15 protein-coding genes and 12 tRNA genes are annotated in these 12,909 nt (G+C 43.0%); 1 reads left to right on the forward strand and 26 read right to left on the reverse strand.

Translation table 11 applies throughout. The features are described from left to right. Window positions 1-136 precede the first annotated feature (136 nt). The 13 genes from LF822_RS20025 to LF822_RS20085 form a co-directional block, all read right to left on the reverse strand. Window positions 137-213: transfer RNA gene (locus tag LF822_RS20025), tRNA-Ile, on the reverse strand. Window positions 214-235: 22 nt separating this feature from the next. Continuing rightward, window positions 236-309 (reverse strand) — tRNA-Gly (locus LF822_RS20030). Between the two features lie 103 nt (window positions 310-412). Continuing rightward, a tRNA-Pro gene (locus LF822_RS20035) sits at window positions 413-489 on the reverse strand. Between the two features lie 7 nt (window positions 490-496). After that, window positions 497-573, reverse strand: a tRNA-Arg gene (locus LF822_RS20040). Window positions 574-645: 72 nt separating this feature from the next. Further along, a tRNA-Leu gene (locus LF822_RS20045) sits at window positions 646-729 on the reverse strand. Window positions 730-772: 43 nt separating this feature from the next. After that, window positions 773-854 (reverse strand) — tRNA-Leu (locus LF822_RS20050). 8 nt (window positions 855-862) lie between these two features. Continuing rightward, a tRNA-Lys gene (locus tag LF822_RS20055) sits at window positions 863-938 on the reverse strand. Window positions 939-1,030: 92 nt separating this feature from the next. Then, a tRNA-Gln gene (locus tag LF822_RS20060) sits at window positions 1,031-1,105 on the reverse strand. Window positions 1,106-1,113: 8 nt separating this feature from the next. Further along, window positions 1,114-1,190, reverse strand: a tRNA-Asp gene (locus LF822_RS20065). Window positions 1,191-1,213: 23 nt separating this feature from the next. Next, a tRNA-Glu gene (locus LF822_RS20070) sits at window positions 1,214-1,285 on the reverse strand. A gap of 19 nt (window positions 1,286-1,304) precedes the next feature. Beyond that, a tRNA-Ser gene (locus LF822_RS20075) sits at window positions 1,305-1,395 on the reverse strand. A 4-nt stretch (window positions 1,396-1,399) separates the two neighbouring features. Beyond that, window positions 1,400-1,474, reverse strand: a tRNA-Asn gene (locus tag LF822_RS20080). A 196-nt stretch (window positions 1,475-1,670) separates the two neighbouring features. Next, on the reverse strand, window positions 1,671-2,120 hold the full coding sequence (locus LF822_RS20085; protein WP_253925881.1) for a SprT family protein: 450 nt from the start codon (window positions 2,118-2,120) through the stop codon (window positions 1,671-1,673). A 77-nt stretch (window positions 2,121-2,197) separates the two neighbouring features. On the opposite strand from LF822_RS20085, the gene cmpA reads away from it, so the two are divergent. Continuing rightward, window positions 2,198-2,311 carry a cortex morphogenetic protein CmpA gene (gene cmpA / locus LF822_RS20090; protein WP_253925882.1) on the forward strand — a complete coding sequence of 38 codons (114 nt, stop codon included), beginning with the start codon at window positions 2,198-2,200 and terminating at the stop codon, window positions 2,309-2,311. A 33-nt stretch (window positions 2,312-2,344) separates the two neighbouring features. Here the strand turns inward: cmpA and LF822_RS20095 are convergent, their stop codons facing one another. The 13 genes from LF822_RS20095 to LF822_RS20155 form a co-directional block, all read right to left on the reverse strand. Next, on the reverse strand, window positions 2,345-4,504 hold the full coding sequence (locus LF822_RS20095) for a Tex family protein (protein ID WP_253925883.1): 2,160 nt from the start codon (window positions 4,502-4,504) through the stop codon (window positions 2,345-2,347). 97 nt (window positions 4,505-4,601) lie between these two features. Next, the gene (locus tag LF822_RS20100) at window positions 4,602-5,198 is read right to left on the reverse strand and encodes a SpoIIE family protein phosphatase (RefSeq protein ID WP_253925884.1); all 597 of its coding nucleotides are present in this window, start codon (window positions 5,196-5,198) and stop codon (window positions 4,602-4,604) included. After that, window positions 5,198-5,977, reverse strand: a complete 780-nt coding sequence (gene sigB / locus LF822_RS20105; RefSeq protein ID WP_253925885.1) for an RNA polymerase sigma factor SigB — start codon at window positions 5,975-5,977, stop codon at window positions 5,198-5,200. The genes LF822_RS20100 and sigB overlap by 1 nt, the downstream gene beginning before the upstream one ends. Next, a complete protein-coding gene (rsbW, locus tag LF822_RS20110; protein ID WP_253925886.1) occupies window positions 5,952-6,425 on the reverse strand; it encodes an anti-sigma B factor RsbW in 474 nt (157 codons plus the stop codon). Before rsbW ends, sigB begins: the two co-directional genes overlap by 26 nt. A gap of 2 nt (window positions 6,426-6,427) precedes the next feature. Continuing rightward, complete coding sequence (locus LF822_RS20115) at window positions 6,428-6,757, reverse strand: STAS domain-containing protein (protein ID WP_253925887.1); 330 nt, start codon at window positions 6,755-6,757, stop codon at window positions 6,428-6,430. Between the two features lie 66 nt (window positions 6,758-6,823). Continuing rightward, on the reverse strand, window positions 6,824-7,834 hold the full coding sequence (locus tag LF822_RS20120; protein ID WP_253925888.1) for a PP2C family protein-serine/threonine phosphatase: 1,011 nt from the start codon (window positions 7,832-7,834) through the stop codon (window positions 6,824-6,826). A 12-nt stretch (window positions 7,835-7,846) separates the two neighbouring features. Further along, window positions 7,847-8,248: an anti-sigma regulatory factor gene (locus tag LF822_RS20125; RefSeq protein WP_253925889.1), complete on the reverse strand. Its 402-nt coding sequence runs from the start codon at window positions 8,246-8,248 to the stop codon at window positions 7,847-7,849. Between the two features lie 2 nt (window positions 8,249-8,250). Beyond that, window positions 8,251-8,607 (reverse strand): STAS domain-containing protein, encoded by a 357-nt coding sequence (locus LF822_RS20130; RefSeq protein ID WP_089654561.1) that lies wholly within the window; start codon window positions 8,605-8,607, stop codon window positions 8,251-8,253. A gap of 7 nt (window positions 8,608-8,614) precedes the next feature. After that, window positions 8,615-9,484 (reverse strand): RsbT co-antagonist protein RsbRA, encoded by an 870-nt coding sequence (locus LF822_RS20135; RefSeq protein WP_253925890.1) that lies wholly within the window; start codon window positions 9,482-9,484, stop codon window positions 8,615-8,617. 274 nt (window positions 9,485-9,758) lie between these two features. After that, window positions 9,759-10,109, reverse strand: coding sequence for a type II toxin-antitoxin system PemK/MazF family toxin (locus LF822_RS20140; protein ID WP_253925891.1), 351 nt, complete (start codon window positions 10,107-10,109; stop codon window positions 9,759-9,761). 5 nt (window positions 10,110-10,114) lie between these two features. Continuing rightward, window positions 10,115-10,396 carry a CopG family ribbon-helix-helix protein gene (locus LF822_RS20145; protein WP_253925892.1) on the reverse strand — a complete coding sequence of 94 codons (282 nt, stop codon included), beginning with the start codon at window positions 10,394-10,396 and terminating at the stop codon, window positions 10,115-10,117. A 160-nt stretch (window positions 10,397-10,556) separates the two neighbouring features. Continuing rightward, the gene (gene alr, locus LF822_RS20150) at window positions 10,557-11,714 is read right to left on the reverse strand and encodes an alanine racemase (RefSeq protein WP_253925893.1); all 1,158 of its coding nucleotides are present in this window, start codon (window positions 11,712-11,714) and stop codon (window positions 10,557-10,559) included. Between the two features lie 141 nt (window positions 11,715-11,855). Next, a complete protein-coding gene (locus LF822_RS20155; protein ID WP_253925894.1) occupies window positions 11,856-12,878 on the reverse strand; it encodes a LolA family protein in 1,023 nt (340 codons plus the stop codon). Between the last annotated feature and the right edge of the window lie 31 nt (window positions 12,879-12,909).

The following is a 12,909-nucleotide window of genomic DNA, read 5'->3' on the forward strand; positions in this document are numbered from 1 at the left end:
ACAGGACGTTGCGAACTTAGTTGAAGATCCTTTAGCTCTGCACACCGAATGTGCTTGTTTTACTTCCTTCTATATAGAAAGAAGATGTTGACGTACTGGTTGGTTCGTTCAGTTTTCAAAGATCAAATTGACTTAATGGTGGGCCTGAGTGGACTTGAACCACCGACCTCACGCTTATCAGGCGTGCGCTCTAACCAACTGAGCTACAGGCCCCAATGGTAGTAAAAAGATTTAATGGAGCGGGTGAAGGGAATCGAACCCTCATCATCAGCTTGGAAGGCTGAGGTTTTACCACTAAACTACACCCGCATTTATAAAGTTTCATTAGCTTTGTTCATTTATGCCTTTATCTCTAAGCTTAATGTAAAATAGTTGATCTAAGATTGATAGTCACCTAGTTAATGAGCATCCATGGTCGGGAAGACAGGATTCGAACCTGCGACCCCTTGGTCCCAAACCAAGTGCTCTACCAAGCTGAGCTACTTCCCGTAAGTATTGGCGCGCCCGAGAGGAGTCGAACCCCTAACCTTCTGATCCGTAGTCAGACGCTCTATCCAATTGAGCTACGGGCGCCTTTTGAAGCGACAATATCTAATATATCACGTTTCAGCTTGTGATGCAATAACTTTTTTTATAAAACCTTAGTGCGGCCGAGAGGACTTGAACCTCCACGGGGTTGCCCCCACTAGGCCCTCAACCTAGCGCGTCTGCCGATTCCGCCACGACCGCTAATTGATAAATATGGGTAAGCAGCAATGCTGACTTACTAAAGTGCGGGTGGAGGGACTTGAACCCCCACGCCGTGAAGCACTAGATCCTAAATCTAGCGTGTCTGCCAATTCCACCACACCCGCAAAAAAAGTGGTGAGCCATGGAGGGCTCGAACCTCCGACCCTCTGATTAAAAGTCAGATGCTCTACCAGCTGAGCTAATGGCTCTTAAAGAAAAGAAATGATCATTGTGCGTTTTAAGCACAAGAAACATCATATAATTTTTAAAAAGAAAAGTCAATGTTTTTTTCAAAAGAAAATGGCTGGGCTAGCTGGATTCGAACCAGCGCATGACGGTACCAAAAACCGTTGCCTTACCGCTTGGCTATAGCCCAACTGAAAATGGCGGTCCGGACGGGACTCGAACCCGCGACCTCCTGCGTGACAGGCAGGCATTCTAACCAACTGAACTACCGGACCCCAAATATGTAATGGGAATAAAGTGACCCGTACGGGATTCGAACCCGTGATACCGCCGTGAAAGGGCGGTGTCTTAACCACTTGACCAACGGGCCATTTTAGACAAATAAAAAATGGCGGAGAAGGAGGGATTTGAACCCTCGCGCCGCTTGCGCGACCTACACCCTTAGCAGGGGCGCCTCTTCAGCCACTTGAGTACTTCTCCGTAATGGCTCCACAGGTAGGATTCGAACCTACGACCGATCGGTTAACAGCCGATTGCTCTACCACTGAGCTACTGTGGAATAATGCCGGATAAATTCAATTGAAGAATTTATGTAAGTAATGTCAGCGACGTTTTATATATTATAACAATCACCATTGAATGTCAATATTTTTCGTCTATAGTTTTTGGAACAGAATTGCTTGTCTCAAGAATTCGAACGCCCTTTCTTCAGGGCTTATTTAATTTAACACGGAGGCGTTTTTTCGTCAATGGATTTAGTGAAGTTTTTTTAACCTTCCTTTACATTTTCCACACACATAGCGTGAAAGGTTCATTCTTCTCTTCCGCATATAGTTCTGACTACATTTAGAGCATTGATAATGGTAGTATTTTTGTTTTACCGAAGGAAGCGGCTTGCAGTGTCTCGGAGAGCCTGTTTTTTTAAGCAGTTCCTTAAATGTACGATCCCCGTGTTTATATCCCTTCCCTTCAATATGAAGGTGGTAATGACAGAGCTCGTGTTTAATAATGCCTTCAAATTCAGCTTTTCCTAATTCGTCTAAGTACCTGGGATTTAATTCAATGACACGTTTTGACGGTATGTACCGGCCTCCCGTCGTACGCAGTCTTGCATTAAAAACGACTTCATCGGTATACGGTTTGCCAAAGTAACGACGGGACACATGGTCTGTCCAATGCTGTAAATCGATATCTGTTTTATTCAATGTGGCACACCTCTCCCTTTTTTGCATACTTTATTATAAATGGGTTCATTCTTTATTTCAAAAGGGAGGAGATTTCTGTGCCCCGCTGGTTACAGAAGCAAATGGCGGACGCCTTTTTCAACAAGGATAAATACCAGATTAAAATGCTGAATCAATGCTGGTATTTCTACCGTCATAAATATGAAAAATAACCCGGAAGATGAGCTCCCCAGGTTATCTTTGGTTTACTTATTTAACATCGTTAAAGCAATACGCTGTTTCTTTATGTCTACAGTATCGACCCAAACGGTGACAACATCACCTACGGATACTACGTCCATCGGATGCTTTACAAATTTGTTGGATAGCTTGGAGATATGAACTAACCCGTCCTGTTTCACTCCAATATCAACAAATACCCCAAAGTCCACTACATTGCGAACCGTTCCTTCAAGCTCCATCCCCTGTTCTAAATCTTCCATTGACAAGACATTCGTTTTTAACAATGGTTTAGGCAGGTCGTCTCGTGGATCCCTTCCTGGTTCTCTTAATGCTTTGACAATGTCCTTTAACGTTGGTTCTCCGATCTCGAGCTCGGCGGCAGTTGATACTGGTTCAAGCCGGCCAAGCTGTTCGCTTACTTCATCGGTTCCGATCTCCTGCGGTGACGCATTCACCATTTTCAGCAGTGACTTCGCTGCTCGATAGCTCTCTGGGTGTACAGATGTTTTATCGAGTGGTTCTTCTCCTTCAAGTACGCGTAAAAATCCAATACTTTGTTCGAACGTTTTAGCTCCGAGGCGGGGAATGTCTTTGAGCTGCCTGCGGTTTGTGAATTTTCCGAGCTCTTCTCGTTTTTTCAAGACGTTATTTGCTACGGATTTACTTAAACCGGATACATATTGCAGTAATGATGGCGAGGCCGTGTTCACATTCACACCTACTTGGTTTACAGCGGTTTCTACGACAAATGTCAACGATTCGTTCAGCTTCTTCTGACCTACGTCGTGCTGGTACTGACCTACGCCGATTGATTTTGGATCAATTTTCACTAGTTCTGCGAGCGGATCCTGAACACGTCGTGCGATTGAGACTGCACTTCTCTCTTCGACCTTTAAGTCCGGAAATTCTTCACGTGCAAGCTTCGAAGCTGAATACACACTTGCGCCGGCTTCATTCACAATCATGTAGCCAGCATTTAACGACTGCGTCTGGATCATATTCGCTATAAACTGTTCTGTTTCCCTTGAAGCTGTTCCATTTCCAATTGCGATGAGTTCGATCGGATAGCTATTAAAATATTCGAGAATTCTTTGCTCCGACCCTTTTATGTCACTCTTTGGCGGTGTCGGATAAATCACGGAGATCTCAAGCACTTTCCCGGTTTCATCAATGACAGCAAGTTTGCATCCCGTGCGATATGCTGGGTCAACGCCAAGTACAACCTTCCCTTTAAGAGGGGGCTGAAGCAGTAAGCTCTTTAAATTACTAGAGAAGACTTCAATCGCTTTCTCTTCTGCTGTTTCGGACAACGAATTCCGTATTTCCCGTTCCACGGAAGGCTGGATCAGACGTTTGTAACTATCCGCAATCGCTTCCTGTAACAACTCGCGATGCTCGTGGTTAGCTGAACGCTTAATGACTTGATCCTCGAGATATTTCACTATTTTCTCTTCAGGAGGATGGACAGCTACTTTTAATATTCCCTCTTTCTCCCCACGATTTAAGGCTAAAACCCGGTGAGAGGCAATAGCCCGTACAGGCTCCTGGTATTCGTAATACATTTCAAAGATCCCTTTTTCATCTTCCTCCGTTTTCTTTCCTTTGGATTCGATGGTACCTGAACGGGAAGTCTGCTGCCGAATGCTCTCTCTGTACTTTGGATCGTCTGAAATCCACTCTGCTGCAATATCATTGACTCCTGCCCTGACATCTTCAATGGTATGAAGCTCGTGCTCCTCAGATATAAATTCTTTTGCTTTTTCATTAAAATTGAATTCGTCCTGCTTCCAAAGAAGCCGGGCTAACGGTTCTAATCCTTTTTCTTTAGCTGCTGTCGCTCTTGTGCGTCTCTTTTGTTTATATGGACGATAAAGGTCTTCTACTTTTTGAAGCTTATCAGCCTGTTCAATTTCCTGCTTCAGCTCATCGGTCAGCTTGTCCTGTTCTTCGATGAGGCGGATCACTTCTTCTTTCCGCTGCGCCAGGTTCTGCGCATAATTCCATTGATCCTCAATGGCTTTAATCTGCACTTCATCCAGTCCGCCTGTCAGTTCTTTTCGATAACGTGCTATAAAGGGAACCGTATTCCCTTCCCCCAGAAGTTCAATAACTTGTTCAATCGGTTTGGCAGCAAGACCTGTCTGTTTTGCTACGATTTCGGTTAAGTTTTGTTTCTCACTCAATTCAAAAGCCTCCTCACGATAGTTCACCTATCTATTGTATCAAATGTATTCCCATTAATAAGGGACCCTATATCTGAATTTCAGAATAAGGCCCCTTTTATTTATACTTCATGGCGATTAACGTCGTATCATCATCACGATTCTCCCCATAAAGCTGCTTATATTGTTCTGTAATGAACTTAACATTACGCGTAGACGTATGCTTCGCTGATAACCTGCGGTCCTGAACGCCATCCGAAAACATCATAAAGACCATCCCTTCCCCGGCCTTACCTCTGCTCACCCTGAGCTTTCGTGGATAACCAGCCAAGTAACCTGCTAAAGGAATGTTTCGGCTCCGGTGACCATCTTGATCGATGGTAATTACACCTATATTTCCTATAGAAGAGTATGAATATGTGTTTTGGTTAAAATCGATTTTAAGTATGCCTAGCACTACTCCGCGTTTACCGAGCAGAGCTTCGTTGCATTTTTTTATGATCGATTCAATAGGAAGTTCGGGATATTTCTCGATGATATCCATGACCGCCTGAGAAGAATCCATTGCTGGTTCTCCGCTTCCCAGCCCATCAGCTAACGCACAGACAAATTCATTTTCCGTCTCTTTATAATAATAACTATCTCCACAATAATAATTCCCTTTTTTCGCCTTCTGATAGATGGAAATAGCTACTCTTGACAGCTCGTCGTCCATTAGAATGCCTCGATTGACTCAGCTTGTAAAGCTTCTTTAAGTTTTCGAAGGGCTCGACGTTGAAGGCGGGAAACGTGCATTTGTGAAATCCCCAGGCGTTCACCTGTATCCTTTTGACTCAAATTCTCAAAATAAGTGCACTGCAGAATTTCCTGCTCACGCTCACTTAATATCGGCAGTACTTTTTGAAGAAGCATTTTTTGATCGATTTGATCATATCCGCCTTCCGGATTACCGATCAAGTCCAGAATGGTCACCGTACTTCCATCTGAATCTGCTTCAATTTTCCGATCGACTGACAGAGCTTTATAGCTTTTGCCCATTTCCATCGTTTCAAGAACATCTTCCTCTGAAACTTCAAGATAATCAGCAATTTCGATAACAGAAGGAGAGCGCTGAAGCTCGCTTGTTAAATCCTCTGCTGCTTTTTTTATTTTCGGACCGAGTTCTTTTATTCGACGCGGAACGTGAACGCTCCACGTCTTATCACGAATAAAGCGTTTGATCTCACCAATAATGGTAGGGATAGCAAACGATTCGAATGATTTACCAAAAGAAGGGTCATATCTTCGAATCGCTGCAAGCAGACCAAGCATCCCTACCTGGACTAAATCTTCGTGAATGGTGCTGTTTTTGGAATATTTTCTAGCAATGGATTCAACTAAATCATTATAGACGAGGACAATTTTTTCCTGCACTTCTTCATCACGAGGATTTTCCTGTAAAAATGCGATCCACTCATAAACTTCGTCATTATGATGTTGAGATCTGGTCGCCATCTTGACCCACCCCATTTTCATGAAGGTATTTTGTCATTAGGACAATAACTCCATATTTACTGTTAATTTCGACTTTATCCATTAATGCATCAATCAAGAAGAGACCAAAACCACCTTCCCGCAGCTCGCCAATATCATCCTTGTGCTGGTAAGGTCCAATGTCTTCTTTGATTTCACCTAAGTTAAAGCTGCCGCCGTGATCAGCAACCATTACTTCTAAGCGATCCTTATACACGCCAAAACCGATCGTAATTTCGCCTTCTCCTGAATCGTTGTACGCGTGCTTCACAGCATTCGTAATCGCTTCAGAAATTGCGACCTTAAGATCTTCAATTTCTTCGTATGCAAATCCCATTCGATTGGCAATACCTGATGTACTCAGACGTACGACACCCACATATTCCGCTTTTGCAGGGACTTTAACCTCGACAAAATCAAATGGTTCCATGATTACATTCCACCTCGAACAGTATTGTCAATATCCATAATCTCGGTTAAACCGGTAATCTTGAACAAACGATGCACACGGTCCTGCATCTGAATCAGTTTCAGGTTTGTATCATGTTCTTTTGTAGATTTCAATGCGCTTATAAATACACCTAATCCCGTTGAATCCATATAATTAACCCCTTGAAGGTCTACTTCAATGGTTTGTCCGTCTTCTTTTGTTAAAGGCAGCAGTGTCTCTTTAAGCTTAGGAGCAGTAAAGGCGTCCACTTCTCCTGCCAGCGATACCGTCGTCAATTTATCTTTATTAGAAACATCTATCGTTAAGTTCATTTCTTCAGCCTCCCAATAATCCTTAAATTAGCCCAGTAGAGGGAGCATTCCCTTCACAGAACCTTGTTAAACCCTTCTTTTTAAAATGATTAATGTAAAATCATCCCTTAAATGAAAATCCTGTAAACGTTCAAAGTGCTTGTAAACTTGCTCCACGGTTTCTTGAGCAGGCAGATGAGCGTACTTTTGAATAATTTCAAGAACTTCATCCTCCTCAATAAAACGGTCGCCTTGACGACACTCGGTTACGCCATCCGTAAGCATAATGATCATATCGCCGACATTTACTTTCTTCGTGCACTGCTCATATGTAGCTTCTGAAGATACACCGAGCACTAAACCAGAGGCGTCTATTTCTTCAAACTTATCCTGGCTGCTGTCATAGTAATAACCTGGTTCATGACCTGCGGAGGAATAGCGGAACGTATGATTATTAATGTTATATAAGCCGTAGAACATTGTAATAAACATACTGGAGTCAACGTTTCGTTCCACAACCCGGTTTAAGCTGCCTAAAATAACATCAGGATCCATTCTGTTCTCCGGAAAGCTATCCATGGAATACTTGATCATAGACATACATAACGCTGCAGGCACACCTTTACCTACAACGTCAGCCACAGCCACACCAAGAGCACCGTTGTCATCTTTAACAAAGTGATAGTAATCACCATTCATTTGTTTGGCAGGGATGCTGACGGCTCCCACTTCCAGCCCGTCGATTTGTGGTTTATCCGTCGCTAGAAGAGTCTTCTGCATATTGGCCGCTACAGAAATTTCTGATTTCAACTCTAGCTGTTTTTCCCTTAAAGACTGGTATTCCTGGTAGGCCAGCCCGTAGGAAATCATCGTTTCCAATAAAAAATCGAGAGAAGATTGAATATATTCAGGCATTTCCGGGTAAAGAGCCTCTAAGGATTGGATATGAACATTGATTATTTCTTCTGGAGAAATGTTTTGCTGCATTGAATATTTACTAAACTGCTCCGCTTGATAGAGCGCTTGTTCATCTTTTGTTTCTATATATTGGCGCATTAATTCTTTGTAATTTTCGAGATCAATTTTCAACGTACTCATATTAAACCTCCTTTAACGGAGCCATTTGATAACCTTAATTTCAGTACCCTGACCGGGGTTTGACTGGATATCAAATTCATCCATAAGCCTTTGTACACCTGGCAGTCCTGCTCCCAGGCCTCCGGAAGTGGAGTATCCGTCTTCCATCACCTGGCTGAGCTCTTCAATACCAGGGCCGTCATCCATAGCTACAATACTGAGCCCTTTTTGATTAATATCATCAATGGCTTCAAAGCAAATTTTACCTGTCCCAGCATATAAATAAATGTTTCTTGCTAATTCAGATATTGCGGTCGCGATGCGGGCTTGATCTACGGTTCCAAAACCAATTTTTCTTGCTACATCCCGGCCGAGCTGACGAGCTCCAACAATATCCCATTCTTTTTTAATATTGACACAGGATTGGAATTCCATAATTACTCCTCCAATTCCTGGCGAAGTTTGATCAACCCTTGTTCTAGATCTAGTGCAGTTGGAACATCCTGCATGTGGATACCTAAATCAATTAATGTCATAGCAACGGCTGGCTGGATCCCGGTTAAGACAACCTTTGCTCCCATTAAGTCAGACATCGTCACTACATCCCCGAGTACTTTAGCAATAAAAGAGTCGATAATATCAACAGAAGTCAGATCAATGACCACACCCGTTGCTCCACTTTCATGGATCTTGCTTAACAGGTCTTCTTGAAACTGGATGGCTGTCTGATCGTCTAAATCAATTTGAATCGAGATCAACAGATAGTTATGAAGCTTTAAAATAGGTATTCTCATCTTCCCATCACTCCCTATTTAGAGAATCAATTAGTTTTTCTATATCTTCATCTTTAGATTGGACATCTTCAATAGTGCGATTAGTAAGTTCAAGTGCGGATTGGAACCCTTTTCTAAGGGAGCTCTTAGTCGGGAATTTACTTAGATCTATTCCTAAGTTAACAATGGTCTGAGCTATCTCCGGCCGGATTCCTACTAAAATACAGCGCGATCCGATTAAACGCACAGCTTCTGCAGCTTGTATAATGTGATGGGCCACCATCGTATCGACTACCGGCACACCGGTAATATCAATCAGTACTACTTCGGCATTGTGCTTAATAACACCGTCCAGCAGATTCTCCATAATCAGCTTTGCTCTTTCCGTATCAATCGTCCCGATCAACGGCATGATCGTTATATTATCCATCACCGGGATTAATGGGGCGGATAATTCCTGCAGGGCAACTCTCTGCAGAGAAACAATATTTTCCCAGCTTCCAGAGTACTCATTGACAAGCTTGTTAATTACCGGGTCCACCCAACTATCTACTTCACGGAGGACTTCCGCAAAATAGTCCGAGTCCACCTGATCAGACTGCCTCAATATATATTCAGAGGTCACACGACGGAAGACCTGCATCCCATCTGTTAAGTAGCTCAGCGGCCATCCTAAGTTAATGAGGCGCTCCGAGAACTCGGTAATATCGTTAGCTAAACCTAATTTCTCAATACTTGAAAAAATAACATTAACAAATTCACGGTTCGTGCTGTCGAACAGCTCGTCAGATATAGCCGCTGTGTAGTCACTTGATTTCTTCTTATTTACGTCATCCAGCCACATTTTCACAATGTCGTCGCTGTGTTCAATTACTATATCCTTTAACTTCTGATCCATTACCCATACCTCCGCATTCAACTGTGAACTCTCTCTATTTCAAAATGAATCTCACGTTCTATCGCTATATAAAAATAATGTTATCAAAAAATCCGATCTAAATATACTAATTAACATTATTTTATACTTTTTTTAAGTAGACGCCAACCTTATTGCTGTTTTTAAAGTTTATGAAATATATGTAAGAAGCCCGTGCCGCACGGGAGGCTTCGTTGAAGTGCATGATACATTTCTGCAAACAAAAATAAAGCTGCCTGTAACAGACAGCTTTATTTTAAAAATCAATTAGCCCTAAACTGATTTGCAGCGCTTCGTTCACCTGCTTCATCATAGGCTCATCCAGTTGAGTGATTTTGTCGGTCAAACGCTGTTTATCAATCGTTCTGATTTGCTCCAACAGAATAACAGAATTTCGTTCGAAACCATATTTTTCGGCATCAATTTCGACATGTGTAGGTAGTTTGGCTTTTTGTATTTGCGCGGTAATCGCGGCGATAATTACTGTGGGGCTGAAACGATTCCCGATATCGTTTTGAAGAATGAGCACCGGGCGGACTCCACCCTGCTCTGATCCTACAACTGGGGACAAATCAGCGAAATAAACATCTCCTCGTTTGACTATCACCGACTTCACACCCCGCTCACTAGTTGCTCCAGGGTGTGATCCGCCTCCTCTTCGGCCTGAAACGCTTCTGAAGCGATATTAAGATTAATTTTTGCCATTTCCATATAGCCTCTGCGCATTGACTCTCTTACGTGTCTCTGCTTTTCTTCACGCAAATACATTTTCGTAGCTTTACACATAAAATCGCTCCGATCACTGTTTTCGAGTTGAACCTGTCCATCCAATTCAACTAGTAGGTTATTCGGAATCCGAATGACAATCTCTCGCATGCTATCGGACACATCCATACACCTCCACCATCTTTTACCCAAAAAGAAACCAGTCGTATAAATTCCAATTTAATCTTATCATTCGCTTGTGTCTATTGCAAAGGAGTCTTCGGTTTTTTTCGTGAAAGATGCAGCGTGACGCAGGATTTTAGCAGGAATTCTTTAATTCAGAAAAAAATCATACAGCATTCTCTACTTCTACAATATGCCCGTTTTTCACATACATTCGTGGAACTCGGTAACTAATTGTACACGGAATCTCATAGTTTATCGTTTCTAGGTATTCAGCCACATCGTCCATATGCACTTCTTCTTCCTTCTGCTTGCCAATTAATGTAACCGTACTTCCTATAGAATATTCCTGATCCAGCCGAATCATGAATTGATCCATACAAATTCGTCCGACAATCGGCTGCTTTTTCCCGTCAACGAGTATTTCAAAGCCTTGAAGCTTGCGAATCCATCCGTCTGCATAACCAACAGGGACCGTTCCGATCCATTCTTCCTCACTCGTTGTATAAGTCGCTCCGTAGCTGAGGGATTCCCCGGCCGGAACTTTCTTCACATGAATTAAATGGCTGTGAAGCGAAAAAGCCGGCTTCAGTTCGATCGGCTTCTCCCGTTTCACATCGCCTGAAGGATACATACCATACATACTGATGCCAAAGCGGATAAACTGCTTCATCCGCTCCGGAAAACGCATACTGGCTGCACTGTTCCCCGAATGAATATCTACGTCCTCCGGCCAGACTTTCTGCAGGTGATTTAAAAGCTCATCCAGCCGCCGCTCCTGTTTCAGGAAGTAGGCGGTCTCTTCTTCATCTGCAGTAGCGAAATGAGTAAAGATGGCGTCCAGCTTGAAATCTGGATGCTTGTTGATCTCTTGAAGAATCTCATCCATTTCATCTGTGGTTCGGATACCAATACGGCCCATTCCCGTATCCCATTTCATATGAATCTTCAGAGGATTCTTCAGTTTCTCCGTCTCTATTTGTTCCAGCCACTCTTTCTGAAAAACGGTAACCGCAACGTCATACTCAGAAGCTGCTATGGCGTCCTGCGGGCGAATCCAACCCATAACCAGGATCGGGGCGTTAATCCCGGACCTTCTCAGCTTAATTGCTTCATCTAAGAGGCTGACGGCCAGCCGGTCTGCTCCTGATTCCAGCGCCTGCTCCGCTATTTGAATGTCACCATGCCCATAACCATTGGCTTTAACCACAGCGTAAATCCCTGTTTCTTCCTTTAATCGGTTTCGTAATTGTTTTATATTAAAGTCGATATTCGACAGGTTAATCTCTGCCCACGTATCTCGATAATACGGCTCCTGTGACACAACCAGCACTCCTTTTCTTTCTATATCTTTCTATTATTGAACGGAGGAAGTGGTGTGTCAAATCAGGGACAAACCAGAAGAAAATGATATGCTGAAAGACCAAAACAAAAGCAGACCGTTAAGCCTGCCCGAGGTGATGCCTTATTTCTCTGAGTAGCTGTGAATAGAGTTAGCTACAGCGACCATTTCATCCTGAGTTAATTCGGTACTCGCCAGGTGGTAAGTCGTAGATTCATCGCTCCATTCAAGTTTTTGATCAGAAAGCGCCCCTACTAATCCACCTGAAAGCTGGACAGGTTCTCCGTTGACTTCCACAGTTTCTCTGGCACTTGCAGGCTGAGCGGAAGCTGTTTCTTGAATAATTGTAAAGTCCTTATCGCCCTTATAAGTCATAATCACTCTTTCACCATTCTCCGTATCCACTTCCTGCTTGTCCCATAGACTTGCGCCAAGAGTCTCCTCTGGATAAAGTACTTCTGACCCAGCCAGCTTCTCTTCAGGGACAGATACAGGAACGTCAGAAGAGGTCATCGCCATATTCTGGTCGACGTCAAAATCTTCTTCTTTAAATGAGTCATCAGCAGCAAAATTAGAGAATTGCACCTCTACCAGAGCGGTCATATCCTGGTCAAACACCTTCACCATTACAGGAGTGTACGATTTCTTGTCAAAATATATTTCTTGATAAGGGAGCGATTGGTTGTTCTGATAATTAGTTTTCGTTTTAAAAACATAATGGTTGTCGGTAGCGTTAAATTCTGTATCGGCATCTGCTTTAATGTCTTTAATTAATGAATTAAACAGGTAAGGCTGACTCGTATTCTCCGGCCAGTCACTCTGAAACTTAAAGCTCTTATTCAGGGCCGGTGTCAACACAAAAACACCACTGTCATTCTTCAAGATGATCTGACTTCCTTTTTCATCCTGGTCGTTCTCAAGCTCCACTTTGTAGAAATCTTTTTTCTTGTGGGAGATTTGAATATGGTATTTCTGTTCTTCTTTTCCTGTTTTCATGGTCATGCTGGCGTCTGTCTTATACCCCTTCATTTCACTTTCCTGCTCTTCAAGCTTTTGTACGACATCCTCTTTCGACTGCTCGCCGCAAGCTGAAAGAGCAAGCGTAAGTGCTATAGCCACAAAGAAAAGGATTGGAAAACGTCTCATCTTAGTTTCAACTCCTTTGTCTCATCCTGAA

This window comes from Halobacillus sp. A5 (assembly GCF_024189315.1).
GTDB lineage: Bacteria > Bacillota > Bacilli > Bacillales > Halobacillaceae > Halobacillus_A.